General features: G+C 73.5%; 16 protein-coding genes. 11 read left to right on the top strand and 5 right to left on the bottom strand.

The features are described 5' to 3' along the window. Nucleotides 1-29: 29 nt before the first annotated feature. The 5 genes from FHS29_RS22755 to FHS29_RS22735 all read left to right on the top strand — a co-directional run bounded on the left by FHS29_RS22755 (nucleotide 30) and on the right by FHS29_RS22735 (nucleotide 8,570). Nucleotides 30-1,142: an ABC transporter substrate-binding protein gene (locus tag FHS29_RS22755; protein ID WP_184693629.1), complete on the top strand. Its 1,113-nt coding sequence runs from the start codon at nucleotides 30-32 to the stop codon at nucleotides 1,140-1,142. Nucleotides 1,143-1,415: 273 nt separating this feature from the next. Next, nucleotides 1,416-2,828 carry an APC family permease gene (locus FHS29_RS22750; protein ID WP_184693627.1) on the top strand — a complete coding sequence of 471 codons (1,413 nt, stop codon included), beginning with the start codon at nucleotides 1,416-1,418 and terminating at the stop codon, nucleotides 2,826-2,828. Continuing rightward, a complete protein-coding gene (locus FHS29_RS22745) occupies nucleotides 2,825-3,844 on the top strand; it encodes an acetamidase/formamidase family protein (RefSeq protein WP_184693626.1) in 1,020 nt (339 codons plus the stop codon). Before FHS29_RS22750 ends, FHS29_RS22745 begins: the two co-directional genes overlap by 4 nt. Nucleotides 3,845-3,945: 101 nt before the next feature. Further along, nucleotides 3,946-5,520, top strand: coding sequence for an outer membrane protein assembly factor BamB family protein (locus FHS29_RS22740; RefSeq protein ID WP_184694129.1), 1,575 nt, complete (start codon nucleotides 3,946-3,948; stop codon nucleotides 5,518-5,520). A 62-nt stretch (nucleotides 5,521-5,582) separates the two neighbouring features. After that, nucleotides 5,583-8,570, top strand: coding sequence for an amidohydrolase family protein (locus tag FHS29_RS22735; protein ID WP_184693624.1), 2,988 nt, complete (start codon nucleotides 5,583-5,585; stop codon nucleotides 8,568-8,570). A 230-nt stretch (nucleotides 8,571-8,800) separates the two neighbouring features. Here the strand turns inward: FHS29_RS22735 and FHS29_RS22730 are convergent, their stop codons facing one another. The 3 genes from FHS29_RS22730 to FHS29_RS22720 all read right to left on the bottom strand — a co-directional run bounded on the left by FHS29_RS22730 (nucleotide 8,801) and on the right by FHS29_RS22720 (nucleotide 13,548). Next, nucleotides 8,801-11,533: an AfsR/SARP family transcriptional regulator gene (locus tag FHS29_RS22730; protein WP_312865047.1), complete on the bottom strand. Its 2,733-nt coding sequence runs from the start codon at nucleotides 11,531-11,533 to the stop codon at nucleotides 8,801-8,803. A 76-nt stretch (nucleotides 11,534-11,609) separates the two neighbouring features. Next, nucleotides 11,610-12,383, bottom strand: coding sequence for a hypothetical protein (locus FHS29_RS22725; RefSeq protein WP_184693619.1), 774 nt, complete (start codon nucleotides 12,381-12,383; stop codon nucleotides 11,610-11,612). Nucleotides 12,384-12,408: 25 nt separating this feature from the next. Next, nucleotides 12,409-13,548 carry a PA2928 family protein gene (locus FHS29_RS22720; RefSeq protein ID WP_184693617.1) on the bottom strand — a complete coding sequence of 380 codons (1,140 nt, stop codon included), beginning with the start codon at nucleotides 13,546-13,548 and terminating at the stop codon, nucleotides 12,409-12,411. 100 nt (nucleotides 13,549-13,648) lie between these two features. On the opposite strand from FHS29_RS22720, the gene FHS29_RS22715 reads away from it, so the two are divergent. Genes FHS29_RS22715 through FHS29_RS22695 form a run of 5 tightly spaced genes read left to right on the top strand, consistent with a single transcriptional unit; the run spans nucleotide 13,649 to nucleotide 20,673 of the window. Next, entirely contained in the window at nucleotides 13,649-14,893 is a 1,245-nt protein-coding gene (locus tag FHS29_RS22715; protein ID WP_184693615.1) for a hypothetical protein, read from the top strand. Further along, the gene (locus FHS29_RS22710; RefSeq protein ID WP_184693613.1) at nucleotides 14,890-15,897 is read left to right on the top strand and encodes a hypothetical protein; all 1,008 of its coding nucleotides are present in this window, start codon (nucleotides 14,890-14,892) and stop codon (nucleotides 15,895-15,897) included. Before FHS29_RS22715 ends, FHS29_RS22710 begins: the two co-directional genes overlap by 4 nt. Further along, nucleotides 15,894-17,996 carry a hypothetical protein gene (locus FHS29_RS37755; protein ID WP_184693612.1) on the top strand — a complete coding sequence of 701 codons (2,103 nt, stop codon included), beginning with the start codon at nucleotides 15,894-15,896 and terminating at the stop codon, nucleotides 17,994-17,996. Before FHS29_RS22710 ends, FHS29_RS37755 begins: the two co-directional genes overlap by 4 nt. Further along, on the top strand, nucleotides 17,990-19,195 hold the full coding sequence (locus FHS29_RS22700) for a CHAT domain-containing protein (RefSeq protein ID WP_184693611.1): 1,206 nt from the start codon (nucleotides 17,990-17,992) through the stop codon (nucleotides 19,193-19,195). Before FHS29_RS37755 ends, FHS29_RS22700 begins: the two co-directional genes overlap by 7 nt. Nucleotides 19,196-19,251: 56 nt before the next feature. Beyond that, nucleotides 19,252-20,673, top strand: a complete 1,422-nt coding sequence (locus FHS29_RS22695; RefSeq protein WP_184693610.1) for a peptidoglycan-binding domain-containing protein — start codon at nucleotides 19,252-19,254, stop codon at nucleotides 20,671-20,673. Between the two features lie 24 nt (nucleotides 20,674-20,697). Here the strand turns inward: FHS29_RS22695 and FHS29_RS22690 are convergent, their stop codons facing one another. Both FHS29_RS22690 and FHS29_RS22685 read right to left on the bottom strand, forming a co-directional pair. Beyond that, nucleotides 20,698-22,248 carry an outer membrane protein assembly factor BamB family protein gene (locus FHS29_RS22690; protein WP_184693609.1) on the bottom strand — a complete coding sequence of 517 codons (1,551 nt, stop codon included), beginning with the start codon at nucleotides 22,246-22,248 and terminating at the stop codon, nucleotides 20,698-20,700. A 116-nt stretch (nucleotides 22,249-22,364) separates the two neighbouring features. Then, nucleotides 22,365-23,846 carry an FAD-dependent oxidoreductase gene (locus FHS29_RS22685; RefSeq protein WP_184693608.1) on the bottom strand — a complete coding sequence of 494 codons (1,482 nt, stop codon included), beginning with the start codon at nucleotides 23,844-23,846 and terminating at the stop codon, nucleotides 22,365-22,367. 60 nt (nucleotides 23,847-23,906) lie between these two features. Between FHS29_RS22685 and FHS29_RS22680 the strand changes: the two genes are divergently transcribed. Then, entirely contained in the window at nucleotides 23,907-24,362 is a 456-nt protein-coding gene (locus FHS29_RS22680; protein WP_184693607.1) for a DUF6098 family protein, read from the top strand. Nucleotides 24,363-24,485: the final 123 nt, after the last annotated feature.

Here is a 24,485-nt window from a genome sequence, read left to right as displayed (position 1 = left end):
GGACTCGTCAGCGAGCATACTGTCCGTCCATGGACTCCTCGGCGGTCGTGCGCACGGTGGTGCGCGACCGCCTGGAGGTGGTCGTGGACGGTCCCGATCCGGGCGTGCTGCGGCTCGGCCTGCTGCTGCCGCTGTCCGGCGCGCTCGGGCTGACCGGGCCGTCCGGGCTGCTCGCGGCGTCGCTGGCGGCCACCGAGCTGAACGTCTCGGGCGTCGCCGGACGGCAGGTGCAGCTCGTGCTGGTGGACGCCGGGAGGCTGCCGCACGAGGTGGCGCGGGACGCGTCCGGCCTGCTCGGGCTGGTGGACGCGTTCGTCGGGTTCCACACCAGCGACGTGCACCGGGCGCTGGAGGCCGCGCTGGGCGGACGGGTGCCCTACATCTTCACCCCGCCGCACGAGGGCGGTTCGCGACGGCCCGGCGTGGTGCTGCTCGGCGACTCGCCGGGCCGTCAGCTCGCGCCCGCCGTGCGGTGGCTGGTGGAGCGGCGCCGGCTGCGGCGCTGGGCGCTGGTCGGCAGCGACTACATCTGGCCGCGCGCGGTGCACCGGGTCGCCGCGGGCATCGTGCGCAGCCTCGGCGCGGAGGTCGTGGCGGCCCGGCTGGTGCCGTTCCAGGGGCCGGCGTTCGACGCGGAGGAGATCGTGGCCGCGCTGGACCGGGTGCGGGCGGACGCGGTGCTGCTCAGCCTGGTCGGTCGGGACCTGGTGCTGTTCAACCGGGCGTTCACCGCGTCGCCGCCGGCCGGGCGGGTGGTGCGGCTGTCCGGTTCGCTGGAGGAGAACGGCCTGCTGGCGGCCGGTGGCGACGACACCGGTGAGCTGTACGCGGCGATGCGGTCGTTCGCCGGGCAGGGTGACGAGCGGCGGATCGCGCTGGCCGAGCGACACCGGGCGCTGTTCGGCGGGCGGGCTCCGGTGCTCGACGCCTACGCCGAGGGCTGCTACGACGGGGTGCACCTGGCCGCCGCACTGGCCGCTGCGGGTCGGTTGACCCCCGCCGGCGCGCAGCCGGGGACGGCGGCGCTGCTCGCCTCGGCCGATCGGGGCGCGTGGGCCGCCGCGCCACTGGGGCCGCCGCGATCGGGCGGGTTCCTCGCGCGGGCGGACGGGCTGGACCTCACGGTGATCGCCCCGCTCTGACCTCCGCAGCGCCGACCGGGGCACCGACGCTGCGGAACACCGACCGGCGGAACACCGACTGCGGACACCCACCTGCCGAACACCGCCGTGGGACATCGACCGTGGGACGCGACCGTAGGACACCGACTGCCCTCCGATCGACCGGTGGTCACCGCCCGATGACCTGTGGTGACCTGGGGTCGACCGGGGCGAAAAATACTTCCATACGGAATCTTTCCAAATGGAAGGAGCCTGTCTAGGCTTCGCCGGACCAGCGCGTGGCAGGAGGACGGCATGGCCCAGGACCCGGCACTCGAGAGTTACGGCTACACCCAGGAACTGCGGCGGTCCCTGGGTTTCAAGGACCTGTTGGTCTACGGCCTGATCTTCATGGTGCCGATCGCCCCGTTCGGCATCTTCGGCAGCGTGTTCCAGGGCTCGGGCGGGATGGTCGCGCTCGCCTACGCCATCGGCATGCTCGCCATGCTGTTCACGGCCGGCTCGTACGCGCAGATGTCCAAGGCGTTCCCGATCGCCGGTTCGGTCTACACCTACGCGGGACGCGGGATCGGCGCACCGGTCGGGTTCCTGGCCGGGTGGATGATCCTGCTGGACTACGTGCTGGTGCCGGGCTTGCTCTACCTGATCGCGGGCGTGGCGATGAACTCGCTGTTGCCGGCCGTCCCGGTGTGGCTGTGGCTGGTGGCGTTCGTGCTGCTCAACACCGCCGTCAACTACCTGGGCATCGAGATGACCGCCAAGGTCAACCGGGTCATGCTGGTGGCGCAGCTGATCATCCTGGCGATCTTCCTGGTGATCGGCGTGGTGGCGCTCACCCAGGGCAAGGGCCGCGGCTTCAGCTTCGATCCGCTGTTCAACAGCGGCACCTTCTCGTGGTCGCTGGTGTTCGGCGCGGTGTCCATCGCGGTGCTCAGCTTCCTGGGGTTCGACGGCATCTCCACGCTGGCCGAGGAGAACCGCGACTCCGCCCGCGCCATCGGCCGGTCGATGGTGGCCGCGCTGGTGGTGACCGGCCTGCTGTTCATCGTGCAGACCTGGGTGGCGGCACTGCTCGTGCCCGACCCGGACGGCCTGATCGCCAACGGCGACAGCGGCGGCACGGCGTTCTACGACGCGGCGCGGGCGGCCGGCGGCGGCTGGCTGGCCACGTTGACCGCGGCGGCGACGGCGGTGTCGTGGGGGTTCGCCAACTCGCTGGTGGCGCAGGCGGCGACGTCGCGGCTGCTGTTCGCGATGGCGCGGGACCGGCAGCTGCCGAAGTTCCTGGCCAGGGTGCACCCGACGCGCCGCATCCCGGTCAACGCCACGCTGCTGGTGGCGGGCGTGTCGTTGGTGCTCGGCCTGTACATGCAGTCCCGCGAGGACGGGATCACGCTGCTCAGCTCGCTGGTGAACTTCGGGGCGATGACCGCCTTCCTGGTGCTGCACGTGTCGGTGGTCACCCACTACGTGATCCGCCGCCGCAGCCGGAACTGGTGGAAGCACCTGATCGCCCCGGCCGTCGGGTTCGGGATCCTGGCGTACGTGGTGATCAACGCGAAGGTGGCGGCGCAGACCGTCGGGTTCGTGTGGCTCGGCGTCGGCGCGGTCGTGCTGGTCGGCCTGCTCGTGGCGGGCCGGCGGCCGGAGCTCGCCGGCGTCGGTGGGAACGTGGAGAACGTCGGGAACGAGGAGGACGGCAAGTGAGCATCGAGGTCGTGCGGCTGCACCCGGAACGGTCCGACCTGGGGTACGCCTTCGGCGGGCGGGAGCCGCTGCTGACCGTCAAGCCGGGCACGGTGGTCGAGCTGACCACCGAGGACTGCTTCGGCGGCGCCGTGCGTGGGGTGGACGACCTGCCGAGCCGGGTGTGCGAGTTCCCCTACCTGAACCCGGTCACCGGGCCGATCGCGGTGGAGGGGGCGGAACCGGGCGACACGGTGGCGGTGCACTTCGTGGACATCCGGCCGACCCGCGACTGGGCGGTCTCCACGACGTTCCCGCACTTCGGCGCGCTGACCACGACCCACACCACGGCGATGCTGCACGACGCCCTGCCGGAGCGGGTGTGGGTCTACGACGTGGACGTGGACCGGGGCGTGTGCCGGTTCCACGCCCGGCAGGGCGACTTCGAGGTCGAGCTGCCGCTGGACCCGATGCACGGCACCGTCGGCGTCGCGCCCGCGGCCGGTGAGGTGATCATGAGCATCACCCCCGGCGCGCACGGCGGGAACATGGACACCCCGGAGATGCGCGCGGGCACCACGGCGTACTTCGGCGTGAACGTCCCCGGTGCGCTGATCTCCATCGGCGACGGCCACTGCCGGCAGGGCGAGGGCGAGGTGTGCGGCACGGCGGTGGAGGCCGCCATGTCCACGGTGATCGTGGTCGACCTGATCAAGGGCGCGTCGACCGCGTGGCCCCGGCTGGAGGACGACGAGTTCCTGATGTCGACCGGCTCGGCCCGCCCGCTGGAGGACGCGTTCCGGATCAGCCAGCACGACCTGGTCGGCTGGACCGCGGACCTGCTCGGCCTGGACGCCCTGGACGCGTACCAGCTGGTGAGCCAGGCGGGTCTGGCGCCCGCGGGCAACGTGGTGGACACCAACTACACCATGCTCGCGAAACTGCCCAAGGCCATTCTTTCGGGTGCTGTGGTATTTGACGGGGTGCATTCGCGCCTGCGCGCGGCGGGTGCCCGCTATCAGTCCGAACGGGGATAGCTCGTCTCGTTTCGCGATTTAGTTTGTTTGGAGGAGGGAAACCGCGTCGGAACCCACTACGTTGAGTGCCAGGCCGCCCACCGAGAGGAGTGGACGTGCCTGTGCTCAAAGGAAAACATCGCATCTCGGCAGGGGTGGGTGTGGTCGCGCTGCTGCTCGGCGGCGCGGCCTCCGCCGGCGGTGAACCGGGCGGTCACCGGCCGGGTGATTGGCCGACCTGGACCGGCGACAAGTCCGGTTCGCGATTCGCCTCGGCGGAACGCCGGATCGCCCCGTGGTCGGTCGGGAAACTGAAGTTGAAGTGGGCTTTCGCTTATCCGAAGAACGGGTTTCCGGCGAAGAGCCAGCCCGCGGTGGCGGACGGCGGCATCTACTTCGGCAGCCCGGACGGCAAGTTCCACGCCCTGGACGCCAGGACCGGGGCCACCCGGTGGACGTTCGACCTCGGCACGGTGAACACCGGGGGAGTGGTGATCGACGGGCCGACCGTGGCCCGCGGCAAGGTGTACTTCGGCGACAACGGCGGCTTCCTGTACGCGCTGGAACAGCGCACCGGGCGGGTCGTTTGGGCCAAGGACACCGAGCCGCACGCGTCCGGGATGCACACCAGTTCGCCGGTCTACCACGAAGGCCGCATCTACGTCGGCGCGTCCAGCGCCGAGAACATCAACCCCGACCGCAACTACCCGTGCTGCACGTTCCGCGGCCACGTCGACTCGTTCGACGCCGACACGGGCAACCTGGCGTGGCGCTACTTCACCACCCCGGAGCCGCAGGCGGTCGGCACGTGGCCCAGCGGTGCGACGCGATACGAGCCGTCCGGTGCGGGCGTGTGGAGTTCGCCGGTCATCGACGAGCGCACCGACACGCTCTACGTCGGCACCGGCAACCTGTACTCCGGCACCACCGGTGACTTCGACACCCTGCTGGCGCTGGACGCCCGCACCGGCAACGCGCGCTGGAAGCAGCAGGTCACCAAGGCGGACACGTGGCGGCTGCTGTGCGGCTTCCCGGACGCGGAGGGCTACTGCCCCGGCCAGAAGGACGGCACCGCGCTGGACTACGACCTCGGCGCGACGCCGACGTTGTTTCGGGCCAACGGCAGGACCATGGTCGGCATCGGCCAGAAGAGCGGCGTCTACCACGTGTTCGACGCGAAGACCGGCGAGGTGTCGTGGCGGCGGCAGCTGTCGACACCGATGCCCGGCGGCGGGTTGAGCGGCATCCAGTGGGGCAGCAGCTTCGACGGCAAACGGCTCTACATGGCGACGTACATGGCCAACCCCGGCACGGTGTTCTCGCTGGACCCGGCGAACGGCGACGTGGTGTGGCAGACGCCCAACCCGGCCGACGGCTGCACCACCGGCGGTGCGGCGAAGCACCCGAGGGTGTGCCAACTCGCCCACACACCGGCCGTGACCACCAGTCCCGGCCTGGTGTACGAGGGCAGCAACGACGGCAAGATGCGGATCTACGACTCGACGACCGGCAAGGTGCGCTGGGAGTTCGACACGATCCGCGACTTCGAGGGCGTCAACGGGTTGACCGGGAGCGGCAGCTCGATCTCCGGCAACGGGGGCGCGGTGGTCGCCAACGGGATGCTCTACGTCCAGTCCGGCTACTGGCCCTCCTACCCGAGCGACCACGGCAACGTCCTGCTCGCGTTCGGACTCTGACCTTCGCCGCGGTCGCACCGGGACCACCCGGTGCGACCGCGCCAGCGCAAGGAGTTCCCAAGATGCGTACAGCCGATCTCCGCCGCTTCGGCGGCGTGGCGCTGGTGTGCGTCCTCGCGGTGTCCTCGGCGACCGCCGCCGAGGCGCGGGGCCACCGGCCGCCCACCACGGTCACCGTGAGCGAGGGCACCAACCTCGCCGTGGCGGTGTCCCCACGTGACGGCACGATCGTCTTCGACCTCCAAGGACAGCTGTTCTCGATGCCGCGCTCCGGTGGCACGGCCACGCCGATCGGCGAGGACTTCCTCGACCCGTTCTGGCCGGTGTTCTCCCCGGACGGCAGCCGGATCGCGATCCAGTCCTTCGTGGACGGCATGTTCCACATCCGCACCGTGACGGCGGACGGCCGGAACCCCCGGACGCTGACCCGCGGCGAGTACGACGACCTCTACCCGGCCTGGTCGCCGGACGGCGAGCGGATCGCGTTCACCTCGGACCGCGAGGGCACCGAGGACGTCTGGACCGTGGACGTGCGGTCCGGCGCGCTGAAGCGGATCACGACCGCCGCCACCCGCGAAGCCCAGCCCACCTGGGCGCCGGACGGCCGGAGCATCGCCTACGTCCAGGGCAACACGGTGGAGAGCGTCGACCTGGCGACCGGGGCCGTGCGGACGGTGGTCCCGGCCTCGCCGGGGCTGATCGCGGCTCCGTCGTGGTCGCCGGACGGGCGCAGGCTCGCGTTCGTCCGCGGCGGGCAGGGCGGTCGGGCGCTCGCGGTCGCCGAAGGCGGCGCGGTGCGCCAGGTCGGCACCTACAACGACGTGTTCGCCTTCCCGCCGCGCTGGCTCTCCGCCGACGAGCTGATCTACGGCGCCAACGGCCGCATCGCGGTCTCCCACGCCGGCAGCGGGGACACGCGGGTCGTGCCGTTCAAGGCGACGTTCTCCCTCCAACGGGATCGCTACCACCGCAAGGAATACGACTTCGACAGCCGCCGGCCGCAGCGGGTGCGCGGCATCGCCGGTCCGGCGCTGTCGCCGGACGGCCGGTCCGTGGTGTTCAAGGCGCTCAACGACCTGTGGCTGATGCCGATCGGCGGCAAGCCGACGAAGCTGACCCGAGACCCGTTCTACGAGGTCGACCCGGCGTGGTCCCGGGACGGCACGAAGATCGCCTACGCCTCGGACAAGGCGGGCACCGAGGACCTGTACGTGCTCGACGTGGCTTCCCGCCGCGAACAACGGGTGACCTCGTCGCCCGGAGCAGAGGTCGCGCCCACCTGGTCCCCGGACGGTCGCACCCTGGCCTTCCAGGACCAGGCCTACCAGACCTTCACGCTCGACGTCGCGAGCGGTGCGACCACCCGTGTGCTGGGTCCGCAGAACGCGCCGGGCAGGCCGTCGTGGTCGCCGGACGGCAGGACCCTCGCGCTCACCGTGAGCGTGTCGGAGCGCAACCAGATCATGCTGGCCGATCTGGCGTCGGGGACGACGAAGACCGTCGAGCCCGCCCCGTTCGGCTCGGTGTCGACGCGCGGCGACGACGGCCCGATCTGGTCGCCGGACGGGCGCTTCCTCGCGTTCTCCATGGACAGCACCATCTGGGTGCTGCCGGTCGGCCCCGGCGGCAACCCGACCGGTCCGGCCCGGCAGGTCACCCGGGAGGCGAGTGACGCGCCGAGCTGGGGTGACGCGAAGACGTTGCTGTACCTGCACAACGGAAAGCTCCGGTTGACCGCCGTGGACAACGGCAAGCCGCGCGACGTGCCGGTGGACCTCGCCTACACCCGCGACCGGCCGAACACCCGGACGGTGATCCACGCCGGACGCCTGTGGGACGGCCGCAACGCCGAACCGCGCACCGACGTGGACATCCTGGTCGACGGCAACCGCATCGAGCGGATCGAGCCGCACCGCCCGGACCGGCCGCGCGACGGCCGGCGGTTCGTGGACGCGAGCGGGCTCACCGTCACGCCGGGTTTGGTGGACATGCACGTCCACCAGCACCTGCGGTCGAAGTTCGTCGGCGACCGCCAGGGCAGGCTCCTGCTGTCCTACGGCATCACCACCACCCGCTCCACCGGCGACCCGGTGTACCGGGCGCTGGAGGACCGGGAGTCGCTGGACGCCGGCGCCCGGACCGGCCCCAGGTTCTTCATGACCGGCGAGATGCTGGAAGGTTCGCGGGTGGGCTGGGAGTTCGCCCGGCCGGTGCGCAGCGAGCAGCAGCTCGGGCTGGAGCTGTCCAGGGTCCGCGAACTCGACTACGACCTGGTCAAGACCTACGAGCGGTTCCCGTTCGACTGGCAGGCCGAGGTGACCGGGCGGGCGCACCGCCTGGGCATCCCGACCACCTCGCACTACCTGTACCCGGGCCTCGCGCACGGCGTGGACATGAAGGAACACCTCGCCGGGCCGTCGAAGTGGGGCTTCGGGTTCGCCCGCGACGCGTCCTGGGCGGGCGTGTACGAGGACGTGATCCAGCTCGCGTCACGCGGCGGGATGCCGTTCAGCACCACGCTGTTCAGCGCCGGTTCGATGCTGGCCGACGACCCCGCCATGGTCGACGACCCGAGGGTGCGCACCCTGTACACCCCCCAGGAGTGGCAGGCCCTGTACGCGAAGCTGCTGTGCGCGCAGGGACGTGGGCCGTGCGGGTTCCTGGACGGCACGCCCGAGCAGGCACGCCGTGACGTCGGCACGATCACCCGTCTGCTGGCGGCCGGCGGCACCGTGCTGGCGGGCACCGACGCGCCGTTGGACAGCATGGCGGTGAGCCTGCACCTGAACCTGCGGGCGATGGCGAAGTACGGCGTCACGCCGTTCCAGGCGTTGCAGAGCGCCACCCTGCTGTCCGCCCGGCAGCTCGGGGTGGAGGACGACCTGGGCAGCGTGGAGGAGGGCAAGCTCGCCGACCTGGTGTTCACCGAGGGCGACCCGTCCCGTGACGTGGCCGCCCTGTCGGACATCCGCCAGGTGATGAAGAACGGACGTCTGTCCACTGTGGAGGAATTGCTCGCGCCGTTCGGCGGGGGGACCGCACCGCGATGACGTGCCCGCGGCCGGCACCCCGACGGCGACAGGTGCGCCGGAGTGGAGCGCCGTGCTGAACGCCTCGCGTGCGGAGTAAGGCCGCAGTACGCCCACGTCGGATCCGGTCGCGGTGGACGGGCTCCCGACGTGGGCGCGGTCCACGGCCGCCCCACACTGCCCGGCATGACCAGTGCCAGGCCGGTGTCACGGTCGATCCGGCTCGGTAGTGCGAAACCCGCGTGGGCCCGTTACGCGCGTTCGTCGAGCTGCTGCCGCATCTTCTCCGCGTCGGCGGTGCGTCCCTGGGCCGCATAGAGCGCCAGCGCTTCCCGCCAGGCGTCGCGGGCGGCGTCGTGCAGCCCCTGGGCCGAACAGGTGTGGCCGAGGCGGTTCAGGGTGCTGGCGGTTTCGTAGGTGTCGCCGAGTTCCCGGTACAGGGCGATGGCCTCGCGGTAGTACCCGGCGGCTTCGGCGTGGTGCCCGGTCTCGTGCGCGATGTAGCCGAGGCTGTCCAGCGTGTTGGCTTCGCCGTCGCGGTTGTGGTGCTTGCGGTGCAACGCCAAGGCCGCCTCGCAGTGGGTGCGGGCCGGCCCGTGTTCGCCCAACCGCGCGTTGAACCAACCGACCTGGTTGAGCGCGATGGCCTTGCCGATCGGGTCGTCCGACCGGTCGAGCAGGTGCAGGGCTCGGGTGGCGTGGTCCAGTGCCGAACGGTCGTCGCCACGCATCTCCCACGCCCACGCCAGCGCCCAGTGCGTGCGGGCCTGCTGGACCGGGTCGCCCTCGGCCAGGCCGAGCGCCGCGTGCAGGTGGTGCAGAGCGTCGTCGTGTTGTGCGGTGACCGAGTACTCGCGACCCAGCAGGCGGTGCGCCTGGATGCGGTACTTCGGGTCCGGGAGGTGTTCGGCGGCGGTCAGTGCCGCCTGCCAGGCGGCGATCTGGTCGGTCGAACGGCCCCGACGCCAGTGGAACGTGACCAGCGCCCACGCCAGGTGCCACGCGGTCTGGTGACGGCCGTGCGCGACCGCCGTGGTCTGCGCCGCGAGCACGCACGGGTGCTCGGCGTCGAACCAGGCCAGCGCCACCATGTCGTCGGACAGCGGCTGCGGCGTGCAGCCTGGGGCAGCTGGCTCCAGCTCGACGGGGCTGCGGTGCGGGTCCAGGAGGCGGTCGCCCGCGTGCGCGGTGTGCAGGTAGAAGTCCACGACGCGGCGCAGTGCGGCGGTCCGCTCGGCGACGGACAGGTGTTCGTGGGCCCGACGGGCCGCGTAGTCGCGCACCACGTCGTGCATCCGGTAGCGGCCCGAGGCGTCCAGGCCGACCAGTGACGCCTGGTGCAGGCCGCGCAGGGCGGCACCGGCGCGGGCGGGCGGCAGGCCGGTGAGGCTCGCGGCGGCGGGCACGCCGATGTCGGGGCCGGGTGCGATGCCCAGGAGGGTGAACACGGCGGCCTGTTCGGCGGTCAGCGCCCGGTACGACCAGGACAGCACGGCGGGCAGGCTGGCCGCCGGGTCGCCGTCGTCCAGCGCGTCCAGCCCCAGCTCGCGCAGTTCGCGCGCCGCTGCGGCCAGCGTCCGGTCGGGCCCGGTGTGGGCGCGGCCGGCGATGATGCCCAGCGCCAGGGGGAGGCCGCCGCAGCGGGCGATCAGCTCGGCCACCGCGTCCGGCTCCGCGTCCGTGCGGTCCGCGCCGAGGCGTTCCGCGAGCAGTGCCCGCGCCTCGTCGTCGGACAGCACGTCGAGCGGGAGGGGCCGTGCGCCGTGCCGGGTGACCAGACCGGGCAGCCGACTGCGGCTGGTGACCACGACGGTGCACGACCGGGTGCCGGGCAGCAGCGGCACGACCTGGCCGGTGTCGGCGGCGTTGTCCACCACCAGCAGCATCCGGCGGTCGGCGACCGTGGTGCGGAACAGCGCGGCCTGGGCGTGCGGCTCGGCCGGGATGCGGTCCCGGTCGACGCCCAGCGCCTCCAGGAAGCCGCGCACGGCCGCCGCCGGGTCCACCGGGTCGGCGTCCGGGCCGAACCCGCGCAGGTCCACGAACAGCTGCCCGTCGGGGAACCGGTCCAGGTGGCGGTGCGCCCAGTGCAGCGCGAGCCACGTCTTGCCGATGCCCCCGGTGCCCGCGATCGCGGAGATCACCACCGTCCCGGCGAGGTCGTCCAGCCGGGCCAGCTCGTCCTGCCGCCCGACGAACGGCGTCGGCGCGGCGGGCAGCTGCCGGGGTACCGGCGGCCGGGCTGCCGGGAGGACCGGGCGTTCGGGCTCCAGGCACGGGTCGGCGGCGAGGATCCGCCGGTACAGCTCGCGCAACGGCCCACCGGGGTCCGCCCCGAGCCGGTCGCCCAACTCGCCGCGCAGCCGGTGGTAGTGCGCCAGGGCGTCGGCGGACCGGTGCGCCCGGTACAGCGCGAGCATGTAGAGCCCGGCGAGCCGTTCGTCCAACGGGTGCGCGGCGACCAGCCCCGCGAGCCCGGCGACCAGTCCTTCGCCCTCGCCGTGCCGCAGCCGGGCGTCCACCAGGTCGAGTTCCGCGCCGAACCGCTCCTGCCGCAGCAGCTCCCGCTCCGCGTCGGCCCACTCGCCGTCCACCCCGGTCAGCGCCTCGCCCCGCCACAGGCGCAGTGCCTCGGCCAGCGCGTCGACGTCGCCCTTCCGGCGCAGTGACCGGAACCGGTGCAGGTCCACCGCGGAGGGGTCGACGTCCAGCACGTATCCGCCGGACCGCCACACGATGTCGACTCCGTCGAGCACCTGCCGCAACCTCGACACGTAGCTCGACAGGGTGGCCCGCACCCGCAGCGGCGCGTCGGTGCCCCACACCCGCTCGATCAGCCTCCCGACCGACACCACCCGCCCGGCGTCCACCGCGAGCGCCGCGAGCACGCACCGCTGCATGGACGGCCCGAGGTCGACGGCCGCGGACTCCCCGTCCGCGCGCGACTTCCGCGCCGTCACCTCACCGAGCAGCCAGAACTCCACCACACCTCCGCACCGTCGTCGCCGGGCCATTGTCGCAACGGCCCGGCGACCGGCCTCGGCGCGGTGCGGCTGTCCGTCACGGCTTGAGCCGGGTGAGCACGGTCACCTCGGACTCGTCGTGCGGCAGGTACCGCACCCGGACCACGGCACCGGGCTGGAGCTGCGGGATCACGCTCGGCGGCAGCGCCCTCTGCCGGGTCAGGTCGAACATGGTGCGGTCCGGGCGGGTCACCCGCAGGGTCAGGTCCACCACCGAGCGGTCGTGGCGGACCTCGCCGGTCGGCACCAGGGACAGCACCACGGCGTGCGCGTCCGTCCCGTGCTCGGCGATGTGCAGCTGCCTCGGCGTGATCAGACCCTTGGCCAGCTGCACCCGGTCGAACGCGGCCTGCACCTCGTGCGGTGCGGCGTCGGTCGCCAGGGTCACCCGGCCGTCCGGCAGGTAGCGCACCGGCAGCGTGGTCCCGATCCGCACCGCCCCGAGTTCGGTGATGTCGACGACCTGGCGGGTCCTGCCGCGGAACGTGTGCCCCTCCGGGGTGTCGACCTCCAGCTCGATCTCCATCAGCGGCTGGTCGCTGACGGAGAGGCTGGTGCGGGCCACGCCGGTGACCCGGCCGATGCCGAGTGGTGCGCCCCGGAACGTCCGGTGCACCCCGCCGGACAGCGAGACGCCCTTGGTCAGTCGTGCGATGGAGAACATCACCGGCACCACGATGACGGTGACCAGCGGTACCGAGAGCAGGCCGTTGAGCCAGGGTGTGTCGTGGTCGGAGGTGAGGCCCCGGACGACGTACGCGGTGGTGCCGGCGATCCCGGCGAGGAGGAAGACCCAGGCGAGTGCCCTCATGGTGTCGTCCTTTCGTGACAGCGGGTCAGGAGACGTTGCCGAAGAAGTCGGACGCGCCGACCGGGCGTGCGGTGAGCCGCCCGTCCGGGGCCATCAGGACGACGGTGGAGCCGACGCCGACCGCGGTGGTGCCGTCCGCGCGGGTCGCCGTGCGGCTGAACGTGTGGGAGTCGATCGGTACGGAACCGGTGACCGCTCCCGTGGCGAGGGACACCGCGCTGATCGAGCGGTCCTTGTCGTTCACGTTCCGGCTGTGCACGACCAGCACGTGGTCCGACGAGTGCCCGGCCGCCGCGGTTCCGTCCACCACCAGGCCCGCGCCGTGGAACGCGAGGTCGCCCACCTGGCTCTGCTCGCCGCCGGGAGCGGTCCGCACCAGCACCTGGCCGGGAGCGCCGCCAGGCCGTTCCCGGAGCGCGACCTGCCCGTCCCGGACACCGGCCGCGGGCTTGGTCCCCGGCGGGATGTCGGCGCGCTCGCGCTCGGACAGGGCGCTCGCCCACACCGCCGAGGTCTGCGGGTCCGCCGGGGTCGCGGTCGCCGAGTCCAGGGCGATCGCCAGCACGCCGCCGGTGCCGCTCATCGCCATCACCCGGCGGCTGTCCGGGTCGTACCGGTAGGCCCAGCGGGCGGCGACGAACCCGTCACCCAGGCCTTCGACGCCCTTGCCCTCGGCGACCGTCGACCCGTCGGCCAGGTCCAGCACCACCAGGCCCGAGTCGGTGGCCAGGTAGGTGTAGCGCTCGCCGGACGCGAGCACCGACGCCTCCCAGATCAGGTCGTCCGAGAGCCGGCTGTCCCACAGCACGTCCCCGGTCGCGGTGTCCACGGCGGCCAGCCGGACCTGGAACATGTCCTGGAACATCAGCTGGAACATGCCGCGCGGACCGTGCCGCTCGTAGGGGACGAGCAGCACGTCCCGCTCGCCCACGGAGGCGAAGCCGATGTCCGGCTGGACCTCGATGTCCGGTTCGGGGGAGATCAGGTAGGAGCCGCCGAAGAACAGCGCGGCGAACAGCACGAACGGGAGCAGCAGCATGATCGGCAGCCGCCGCCGGAAACGCGGGGTGTCGTAGGGCGCCGCCGGGAAGTGGACCGGGGGAGCCTGGTACGCCTGAGGTGTCTGGTACGGCGGGTACATGCCGTCCGGGGTCTTCGCCATCATGCCGCAGAGCTTCCGGTCGGCAGCCCGCCTACCGATCACAGGAATGGTCGGTGCACGGCATCCCACCAGCGCGGACACCCGACCGGCTAGGCTCGGCCGGGTGAGCACAGCGCGGGCCGCGGGCAAGGCGACGCCGAGGGGGCTGCTGGTCGACCGGGCGTGGTCCGCGCTGGGCGAGTCGGTCGCCCCGCTGAGCAACGAGGCGGGCCGCCCGCTGGCCCGCACGGTGAAGCTCGTCCTGGACCCGCTGGTGCTGCGCCCGGTGCTCCACCCGGAGTTCGCGGCCGGGGCGGTGGCCGCCGAGCACGCCGAGGCGCTGTGCGAGCGGATCGTCCGGGCCGGTCCGGTGCTGGCCGCCACCGCCGCCTGGTTCCTGGTGCTCAAGAAGGAGCGCAGGCGCGCGGGCATCACCGACGGCAACCCGCAGGACCTGTACTTCCAGCGCTGCTACGAGCTGGCCACCGCGCACGGCGACCCCAGGCTCGACCCGTCCGCCACCGACCGGGCCGCCGGCGTGCTGGCCGAGGTGCACGGGCAGGACGGGCCGACCCTGGCGGGCCTGCGCCGGTTCGTGGCGGATCCCGGCAACGCGGCCGGGCTGACCCGCCTGCTGGACGCGGAGTGGACGGCCGGGGCCGAGCCGCCGGGCCCGGAGTCGGTGCGCCCCGGCGACTTCCTCGCCACCTGCGCGACCGACCCGGACCCCGGGCTGTTCGACGCCCTGGTCGCCGACCGGGCGGGCACCAGGGGCGCGGTCGGCTTGGCGGAGCCGGGGGTGGCGCTGGCGCACGGTCTGTCCGACCGGGACCGCCCGGTGCGACCGGAGCTGGGGGAGACGGCGGCCAAGCAGAACCTGCCCAAGCCGTTCGACCGGTCCATCGTGGAGCGGTTGTTCGTCCCGCTCAGCAACGCCCACCGGGACGCCCTGGAGGACGTGCCCGCGCTGGTGCGGAAGGAGATCGCCCGTTGCGCGCGGCCGTGGCAGCTCGCCGACGAGGCCGGCCGGGTGGTGATGGTGCTGGGTCGGGAGGCCGCCGCCGGGCTCGCCGGCGACAGCCGGAGCGACGCGGCGGCCCGGCTGCGGGCGCGCTGGGAACGCGAGGCCTACGTGCGCCGCGTGCTGCGGATGCCGTCGGCCGTGCCGGAGGGGGTCCGCGCGGACGTGCACGGCGTGCGCCAGGCGTATCTGCGGCGGCTGTGGGTCCGCACGCACGGCCGGGAGCTGCGGCGCGACACCGTGCCGGTGGACGGCCTGTGGGACGTGCTGGACGGGGTGCTGCGGTCGGTCATCCTGGACCAGCGTGACCGGCTGCGGTCGGCGCTGGAGCGGCGGGCGGTCGGATGAGCCTGCGAGTGGCACGGGACGGGACCGACGTCCTGGTCGGCGACTGGCCGTCGCACCCCGAGCGGACTGCGCTGCTGGAGGCCCGCGGCGCGCTGCTGGCGTGGGACGTGCCGACCGACGACGCCGTGCCCGCCGCCCGCATCCACGACGCCGCCCGTGCGGCGGACTGGCTGTGGGAGGTGTACGGGGCGGCGGCCGACGGGATCCTCGGCGACTCGGACGCGGTGGAGATCGGCGCGGGCGACTGGCGGGTGCGGGACGCGTGCCGCGTCGTGGCGCACCTCGGCTGGGCCGAGGCGTGGTGGCCGGCTTCCGCGGCAGCGGGCGTCCCGGCGCTCGATCCCGTGCTGCTGCTAGCCGAACGCGCGGTGGCGACTTGCGACGTCGAACACCTGCTGGACGACGAGGACGCGGCCGTGCGCGCACTGGCCGCGGTCACCGCCGACCCTGCCGTGGACGGCCTGTCCGCCCGCTTGGCCGTCCTCGCCGAGGACTACGGAGTCGTTGTGCCGCAAGTCGTCCGGTCGAGCCGTGCGGAGTACGCGCTGGCTGCGGGCGACACGGTGGGCGGTGGCGGTGTCACCGTCCACAGTGGAACGGACGCGGTCGACTGGGCGCTCGTGCCGTCCGGTGCGGTGGACGCGGCGGCCGAGGCGCGGTGGGCGGTCGTACGGAACGGGGGGTCGACATTCCTCGACGTCACGGTCCCCGCCGGTCCCCGACCGGACGTCCGGCTGGCGGCGCGGTTCGGCCAGGTCGACATCGCGCTCGACCGGACCGACGGCCTGGGGTGGCACACCGGGCGCACGCCCGTCCCGCCGACCGTGCTCCTGCTGCCGCCCGCCGAGCGCCGACTGACCGTGTACGCGCCCGATTTCGCCGTCCCGGAACGGGATCCGGACCCGGACGCCCCGGCGCGGCGGGCGGCGATCATCGACTACGCCCGGTCCCGCCCCGACTCGCCGACGGCCACGCTCACCGAACGGCTGGCGGGTCGGCGGTGAGGCGGTGGCGGAAGCTGAACGACGAAGGCGTGCGGCTGCTCCAGGCCGGTGACGTGGCCGGGGGACGTGCCGCGCTGGAGCGGGCGTACCGGAAGGCCTTCGGTGAAGACCGGGCGTCCATCCTGGTCAACCTGGCCGCCGCCGCGGACCTGGCGGGCGACCGCGTCCGGGCGGCCGACCTGCTCACCGAGGCGTTGCGCCTGACCGGCGAGGCTTCGCGGGCCGTCGTGCTCGCCTCGCGCGCCGACGTCCTGCTGGGGCTGGAGCGGTGGGACGAGGCGTGGCAGGACGTCGAACGCGGGCTCGTGGACGCCCCGCCGCACGCGGAGGCCATGCTGCGCAACGTCCGGACCGGGCTGCTGATGGTCGCCGGCAGGTTGGCGGAGGCGGAGGCCGAGGCGCTCGCCACGGTCGAACTCGCTACCCGCGCAGCCCCGGATTTCGTGGTGCACGCCTACACGAACCTGGCCGCCATCGCGGAGGCCTCGGGCGACGCCGACCGCGCGGCGACCTACCGGCGGCTGGTGGAACGCCCCGCCGGCGTGCGTCCGATCGACCCGCGGTGGCACGAATCCGTCAACTTCAACAGCCAAGGCGCGATGCTGGCCGCGTCGGGTGACGTGGCGTCCGCCGCGTCCGCGTTCGAAGCCGCGTACCGCGCGACCCTGGGGTCCGACGACACCGAGGCGCTGGTGTGCCGGGCGGCCGTCGCGGGCAACCTCGCCGGGCTGGCGGGTCTGCTCGGTGACGGCGCGGAGGCCCTGCGGTGGAACACCGAGGCCGTGACGCTGGCCCGAGCCGTGATCGCACGTGTCGGCGACGAGTACGGCACCGTCGACGTCCTCACCAGCGCCCTGATCGCCCGCGCCGAGAACCTCCGGCACGCGGCCCGGCACGCCGAGGCCCTGGCGGACCTGGACGACGCGGTGGCGCTGGCGGGCAGTCAGCCGTCGATCGTGGCCGTCCGGGCATCCGTCCTGGCGGCCTGCGGGCGGTTCGGCGAGGCCGCCGCCGAGGCGCACACCGCGCTGGACCTCGCCTACGGCTCCGCGCCGCAACTGGCCGCGTTCGTGCACACCACGCTCGCCGAGGTCGCCGGCGCGACCGGCGACCCGGCGGGCAGCGCCGAACACCTGGGCCTGGCCCGCGACCTGGCGGCGGCGACCGGGGACGTGGGCGCCCAGGCGACCGCCGTGCTCAGCCTGGCCCGGCTGGCGTACCTGGACTCCGCCAACGACCGGGCGGCGGCGCTGTACGACGAGGCCGAGAACCTGGTCCGGGCCACCGGGAACCGGCGCGGGCTGGTGGTGTGCCTGCTCGGGCGGGCCGCGGTCGAAGTCGGTTCGGGTCGGCCGCGTGAGGCGCTGGCCCTGCTCGACCGGGCGGTCGAGGGACTGGGCGACGGGGCGACGCCGGTCGAACGGATCGCGATCCACCAGGTGCAGGGCGCGGCGCTGGAGACGTTGGAGGAGTACGCGGCGGCCGACGAGCGGTACGACGCGGCGGCGGGGATAGGCGAGCGGGCCGGGTTGTGGCACGTGGTGCTGGGTGTCGCGTGGTGGCGGGCCGACGCCCTCATCCGGTGGGCGTCCACTGTGGACGGAGATCGGCGGCGCGAGCTGTGCGAGCGCGCCCTGGACCTGGCACTGCCCGCCGCGCTGGCCGCAGAGGCGGTGCGGCAGCGATTCGGGCACGGGCCGTTGCGCGAACGGTGGGTGGCGCTGGCCGCCGCACCCGCGATCAGGTCGGCGTTCGCGGCGGTGTCGTCGCTCGGGGACGTGGAACTGGCCGCCGCCTACATCGACCACATCGCCGGCACGGTCTCGTTGAGTCCCGCCGAGGAGCAGCCACTGGCCCGAGGGGAACTGGTGTCGCTGCCTCCGCCCCCGGCGGCGGCGGAGGAGGAGCACCTGCCTTACGCGGCCTCGTTCGTGGGCGGTGCGGGCGATGACCCGGCGTTCCCCCCGGTGGGCTTCGCGCTGCCTCCCCGGGTCCGGGTCGACCCGGCGCTTCCCTCCACTCTGGACGGTTGGATCGACATCGCCGAACGGCGCTACGGCTTTCCGGTGCGGTCCGAGCGGGCGGTGGCGTCGTGGTAGCGGTTCAGCTGAAGTTCGTGGACGCGGGCGAACTGTACGTGTCGTGGCGGTGGGAGCACGCGCTCGACCAGCCGAGGGTCGTGAAGGTGCCGCGCGCGTTGGTGCAGGAGGCGCTGGACGACCTGGCCCGCGCGGTGCCGTCGCCGTTGCCCGGTGAGAGCGCGGGCGAGGCGCTGGTCCGGTCGCTCACCCACGGGCCGCTGGTGGACCGTGCGCGGGAGGTCGACCTGGCCGGACGGCTGTCGCGGGCGCTCCTGCCCCACCGGCTGGCCGCGGAGCTGAACTCGTTGCTGTCCCGGGGAGTCCGGCCGCACCTGCGGATCCGCCCCTCGCCGTCGACCGCCCTGGTGCCGTGGGAGGCGCTGCGGGTCGACGAGGGGGAGCGGACCGTGCACACCACCGACGTCTCGGTCCTGCCGCCCGCGACCGTGCGCAACGCCCCGGAGCGCCGGGTCTCGCCGTTCCGCGGGCCGGTCGTCGGGGTGCTCGACCCGAGGGTGCCGGGCTTCGGCGACGCCTCCGGCCTGGGTTCGGTGCTCGGGCAGGTGGGGCCGGAACTGACCGCGCTGGCGTCCGCCCAGGTGCCCGGCGGCGTGCGCCGGGACGACATCGACCGGGACGTCCTGGAGAAGGCGCTGCTCGACGCCTCCCGCCTGCTGTACGTCGGCCACGTCACCACCGGCGGGCACGGGCTCGACGCCCGGCTGCACCTGTCGTGCCGCGCCGACACGACCGGCCGCGCCGCGCCCGTGGGCGCGCACCGCCCGCTGACCGCCGCCGACATCGTGCTGGGCCACCGCCCCGGCGCGCCCCGGCCGTGGCGGATCCCCAACCGGGTCGCGCTGGTGGCGTGCGAGAGCGGCGGCGACGTGCGGTTCGCCGAACCGTCCGGCCTGGTCACGGCGATGGTGCACGGTGGAGCCGAGTACGTCGTGTCGACCCGGTGGACGCTGCCCACCGACGCGGGGCTGACCGGCCTCGTGCCGGACTTCCCGCCGACACCGGTGCTGAGCCGGGCCGTCGTGGCGGTGGACGCCGCCGGGGACGCGGCCGACCCCGTGGCCGCGCTCTGCGCGTGGCAGCGCGACCAGGCCGCGAAGTGGGAGGAGACGGGCGATCCGGCGTACTCGCCGGTGGTGTGGGCGGCGTTCCAGACGGCGTGGGCTCCGGCGCCCAACGGCCTCACGGCCGCCCGCTAGGGCAGAGTCGCGGTGCTGCCCTGGACACCTGCGCCGCCCCTGCGGATGCTGGTCGGGTGGAAGGCGAACCGCGCGCTCGGGGCAAGCCGACCCGGCGGGCGGAACCGGCCCCCCGGGAGCCGGCGGGCGGCGGTGCGCGCGTCCCGGCCATCGGCCCGCACCTCCAGCGCACCCAGATGATCACGCTCCAGACGATCGCGGGCAACGACGCCGTGCGGGCGCTCGTCGTGCAGCGCCAGGTCCCGCCGGCCACCGCGCTCGGCGACCCGCGTTGGAGCGGCGACACCCGCTTCCAGGCGGCTGCCAACAACTCGCCGCCCATCCGCCCGGGCGACCCGCGGGCGGTCGTGGCGAAACTCCAGCAGGCGCTGTTCGACGCCGACCCGGCCCGCTACCCGCTGACGCTCACCATGCGCACCGGCCACCCCGACGGGAGTTGGGGCGGCGAGACCACCACGACCGTCCAGCAGTTCCAGCGCGACCACGGGGTCAGTCCCGTCGGGGGCTTCGAGGCGGGCCGCAAGACGCTGACCGCGCTGGACGCCGCCCTCGCCCGGCGCGTCCCGCCCGCACCCGTCGAGCCGACCCTGGCCACGCTGGCACCGGCCGGCGCGGGCCCGTTCCAGCAGCACGTGTCGGCGGGAATCCTGGACGCGGACGCCGCGCTGCTGTTCAACTTCATGGCCCGCAGACCCGGCAGCTGGATGTTCGACAGCGCCGACCTGTTGTTCCGCGACCTCGGCAACGGCGGCTTGGCGGGCATGGTGAAGTGGGCCGACCGCGCCCGGCTGACCCCTCGCGTCGGCACCGCGACGGCCACCCTGCTGAACTCCCCGGACATGGGCACCGGCGCGGGCGCCCAGCAGATCCTCGGCAACGGCGGGCCCGCCAAGGGGTTCGTGCTGATCGGCTCGCGGCTGCTGGCCGACCGGAACGCGCCGCTCAGGTTCCCGATGCTGGTGCTGTCCCACGAGCTCAACCACTACCGGGTCACCGAGCAGGCCGAGCGGATCGAGAAGGAACGCGCGGGCGAGGTGAGCAACCGCGCCGAGTACGTGGACGTGAACCTGGCCAAGCGGTTCCGCACGACACCGTTCGTGCGCAAGCAGTTCGCGGTGGAGGTGGCGGCCCGCCACGTCGCCTGGCACGTGGCCCAGGAGTACGACGCGGCCCGCTCCCGCACACCGACGGCCGCCCGCCCGATGCCCGCCCGAGGGGCGTTGTTCCACGCCGCGGTGAACTTCGCCAAGGGCGACCCCGGCGCGTACCACGACAACGGCTACATGAAGGAGCTCGCGACCCGACCGGCCGCCGAGTTCAACCGCCAGGTGGCGATCTGGCTGCGGCTGGTGGCCCGGCTGGACACCCTCACCTTCCCGTCCGCGAGCGACGTCGTGGCGGCGTTCGTCCTGGCCGAAGTCGCCCACGCGGAAGCCATCGGCTTCCTCCCGACCGTCGCACCCGACGGCATGGCCTGACGTCACGACCGGGCGGCGTGTTCGCTAGCGACCGGTCAAGCCCACGACCGGGGCAGGCGTGCCGCCGTAGGAGGTGCGGGTGAGCACGATCGCGCCCGGTGCCGGGACCAGCTCGAAATCCGGTAGCGAACCCGAGCCGTCGAGCCGGACGGGAGTCGTGGTGGGTGGCGAGCCGTCCAGGCCTTGGACGACGACGGACACCTCACGGCCGTTGTCCCCGCAGGCCCGCACGTACGTGGTCGGCGTGGTGGCGTCGGCGGTACGGCTCGGGCAGGCGGCGACGTCGAGAGGCGTGGTCCGGCCGCCGGGCAGCTCGATCGACTGGATCGCGGTAGGTCCGGCGCCGACCTGCTCCTCCAGGAGGACCCGCGGGCCGACGCCCTCGCGGAAGACCCACTTCCGGTCGGGCCGGGCCAGCAGGGTGCCCGTCTCGGCGTCGAACAGGCCGTCCGTCACCGCGCCGGGCAGCGCGCGGGCGGTGACGATCCGCACCGAGACGACCGAGCCGTCCGTGGTGCCGTGGAGGTGGAAGTCCAGGCGGTCGCCGTCCGGGCGGGTCAGCCCGACCTGGTGCTTCCAGCGTTCGAGGCCGGTCACCTCGTCCAGCGCGGACAGCGTCAGCAGGTCCTCGCACTCGACGCGCACGAACACGGTGCTGCGCCCCCGCACGGTCCGCGCGTAGGCGGATTCGCACCCGTCCGGCGGCGACCAACGCCACCGCTCGTCGCCGGTGACCAGGTCGTAGCCGACGACCGAGTCGCCGTCGCGCAACGCGAGCGTCCGGGTGCCGGGCATCACCCCTTCGGTGTCCACCTGCACCGACCGGACCACCTTCTCGAACCGCACCACCCCGGTGTCCGCGTCCAGCGCGACCAACAGCTGTGCCCTGGTGTCGAACGGCGACCGGAACGTCACGACGACCGCCTTGCGGTCCATCGACGCGCTCACCGTGCCGATCCGCGCACCGCGGCGCGTGTACCGCCAGTCCACCCGCCCGTCGTCGCCGGTCAACGCGACCACCGACCCGTCCGCGGTCGCCACCGCCACGCCGTGACCGGCGGCGACCACCCCGACCACGTCTGCCGGGGGCTGCCACGACCACTGGCCACCGGTCGGCCGTTCGACCACCACCGGAGCCTCCACGAGCTGCGCACCACGCGGCTGCGAGTCGACGATCACCGCCTGAGCCGCACCGGGCGCGAGCACGGCAGCGGCGAGCGCCAGGACAGCGGCGACGACCCCGACCGGCCGCACCCGCCAGCTGCCGGCCACCCCGACCCCGATCGTGACCGCCACCGCGCCCATCGCGAGCACCGGCAGCCGGCTGCCGGTCAACCCGGCTTCGAAGTCACGCAGCAGCAACCGGACCGTCACGCCCAATGCGACCAGCGCGCCCACGACGGCGGTGATCCGCGCGCCCTTGCTGCGGGCGAACCCCAAGACGGCCACCGCGACCAGCCCGGCCGCCAGACCGGCGACCGGCCAGTCCAGGTCGTCCGGCCGTCCCGCCCCACCCGACAGGAACGGCGCGACCGCGGCAGCCGACGCGCCGACGAGGGTCATGTATCGCAGCATGTGTGGAACCTCCGCCGCTGTGACGGAAGTTCCTCACCGCCCGTTCCCGGTCGGCGGTCGGCAGCCGTGATCGGACGACGCGCGTTCACCTGTCGTCAACCCGCGACGAGGTGTCGCTAGCAGTCCAGGTCGTGGCGGGGCAGGGGTTTGGTGGCCGGGCCCTCCAGCACGTTGCCGTCCACGTCGAACCGGGAGCCGTGGCACGGGCAGTCCCAGCTGCGTTCGGCGTCGTTGAAGTGCACCAGGCAGCCGAGGTGGGTGCAACGCAGCGAGACGGCGTGCAGCGCGCCCTCGTCGTCGCGGTAGACCCCGGCCTTACCGACGACCCGCGCCTCACCGCGCGGCACGTCCTCCGGCGTCCGGGTATCCGGCGGGCGCAGGCGGTCGCCGACCATGGAGACGGCGGCCTTGGCGTTCAGCCCGACGAGCTTGGGCGCGGACTTGAGGCTGAAGCGGTGGGGGCTGAAGCGCTCCGCCCACGGGTTCTCGGTGCCGGTGATCAGGTCGGACAGGATCATCGCGGCGAACGTGCCGGTGGACAGGCCCCACTTCATGAACGCGGTGGCCACGTAGAGCTTGGTCGACCCGGGTGTGTACGACCCGATCATCGGCAGCTGGTCGTAGGCGCTGGGGTCCTGGGCGGACCAGCGGTGGGTGATCCGCTCCACGTCCCAGTGCTCGCGGGCGAACGCCTCCAGCTTGCCGTACGGGTCGTCGGGGCGGTCGCCGGTCGGGTGGCTCTGACCGCACACGATCAGCAGGTCGCGGTAGGCCGACAGGGACCACGACGGGCTGCCCGCGCTGATCGCGAGCCCGGTGGGCGGCTCGCCGGAACGCAGGCTCGCCGCGACGCAGTACGCGCGGGTGGGTTCCAGGCGGGCGAAGTAGAGGCCGCGATCGAGGATCGGGTAGTGGGTCGCGACCACCACGCGGTCGGCGGTGACCACACCAGCCGTGGTGTGCACCTCGCACGGGCTGCCGTCGTCGATGCGCAGGGCACGGCTGCGCTCGAACACGTGGCTGCCGTCGCCGTCGACCAGCTTCGCCAGGCCCGCCACGTAGCGGCCGGGGTGCAGGGCGAGCTGGTCGTCCAGCCGGACGGCACCGTAGACCTCGAACGGCACCCCCATGCCCTCGCCGCGGTCGCGGTCCACCGGCAGGCCCGCCCGTGCGGCGGTCAAGGCCTCGTGGTCGATGGCGGGCAGTTCGTCGGGGCTGATCGCGTACGTGTACGCGGGGGCGCGGCGGAGGTCGCAGTCGACGGTGGCCGCCAGAGCGGCCACTTCGGACACCCCGGCCATGCTCGCCTCGGCGTACTGGGAGGCGGCGTGGATTCCGTGCTTGTCGGCGATGGTCGAGTAGACAGTGGACTGCAGTGCGGTCACCTTGGCGGTGTTGTTGCCGCTCACGCCACCGCCGACGCGTTCGGCCTCGACGACGGCCACGGTCAGCCCCGCCCGCTTGAGGCGCAATGCCGTCGTCACACCCGTTATACCGCCCCCGACCACGGCCACGTCGACGCGGACGTCGTGGACCGGCGGGTAGGCGCTGTCGACCGTCCACAGCGAGTGGCTCGCGGTCACCGTTTCGTGGGACATGGCATCGGCTTACCCGCGTCCGCCGGGTTCGAACCGGATCGAACGGGCTAACCCGTGTCCATGAGCACGCCCGAGGAGTCCGAGCACATGCGGACGCTGAACGACCTCGATGAGCTCGTCGCGCTGGTGGAAGCGCGCGGGCCGGATCTGTTCGTCCGCTGGTCACAGGGTCCGGACGCGGACCGGAGCGGGTGCAGCCGGGACGGGTTGACCGGTGTCCGGCTGCCCGGCCTGTCCGCCAACCCGCTGGCCGTCGAGCCGTGGTGGGCCGACCGCTCGTTGGAGCTGTGGGTCGCCCGCCGCCTGTACGACTACCGCCACCTGCCCGAACGCCGCGGCCCCGGCGTCCGGCCGTGGGTGCTGGCGGGGTCCGAGGCCGGGCGCGGCCCGGACAACGAGCCGCTGGTCCGGTGCCGGGAGCCGGTGGCGTGGATCTCCGGCAACGTGTTGCGGCAGTGCGAGGAGCTGGTGCGGGAGCACGACGGCGAATGGGGCTCGCTGGACCGTGAGAAGTGAACCCGAAGAAGCGGACCCAGAGGATCGGACCCAGAGGATCGGACCCAGAGGATCGGACCCAGAGGATCGGACCCAGAGGATCGGACCCAGAGGATCGGACCCAGAGGATCGGACCCAGAGGAT

Origin of the sequence: Saccharothrix tamanrassetensis, from assembly GCF_014203665.1 — a bacterium.
In the GTDB taxonomy this organism is placed as follows: Bacteria; Actinomycetota; Actinomycetes; order Mycobacteriales; family Pseudonocardiaceae; genus Actinosynnema; species Actinosynnema tamanrassetense.
This window is presented reverse-complemented; position numbering and strand designations above follow the sequence as displayed.

What these genes read in the sequence shown, in the direction of transcription:
- FHS29_RS22755 (WP_184693629.1), top strand. Translation starts at nt 30, where the DNA reads ATGGACTCCTCGGCGGTCGTGCGCACGGTGGTGCGCGACCGCCTGGAG.
- FHS29_RS22750 (WP_184693627.1), top strand. Translation starts at nt 1,416, where the DNA reads ATGGCCCAGGACCCGGCACTCGAGAGTTACGGCTACACCCAGGAACTG.
- FHS29_RS22735 (WP_184693624.1), top strand. Translation starts at nt 5,583, where the DNA reads ATGCGTACAGCCGATCTCCGCCGCTTCGGCGGCGTGGCGCTGGTGTGC.
- FHS29_RS22725 (WP_184693619.1), bottom strand. Translation starts at nt 12,383, where the DNA reads ATGAGGGCACTCGCCTGGGTCTTCCTCCTCGCCGGGATCGCCGGCACC.
- FHS29_RS22720 (WP_184693617.1), bottom strand. Translation starts at nt 13,548, where the DNA reads ATGATGGCGAAGACCCCGGACGGCATGTACCCGCCGTACCAGACACCT.
- FHS29_RS22710 (WP_184693613.1), top strand. Translation starts at nt 14,890, where the DNA reads ATGAGCCTGCGAGTGGCACGGGACGGGACCGACGTCCTGGTCGGCGAC.
- FHS29_RS22690 (WP_184693609.1), bottom strand. Translation starts at nt 22,248, where the DNA reads ATGCTGCGATACATGACCCTCGTCGGCGCGTCGGCTGCCGCGGTCGCG.
- FHS29_RS22685 (WP_184693608.1), bottom strand. Translation starts at nt 23,846, where the DNA reads ATGTCCCACGAAACGGTGACCGCGAGCCACTCGCTGTGGACGGTCGAC.
- FHS29_RS22680 (WP_184693607.1), top strand. Translation starts at nt 23,907, where the DNA reads ATGAGCACGCCCGAGGAGTCCGAGCACATGCGGACGCTGAACGACCTC.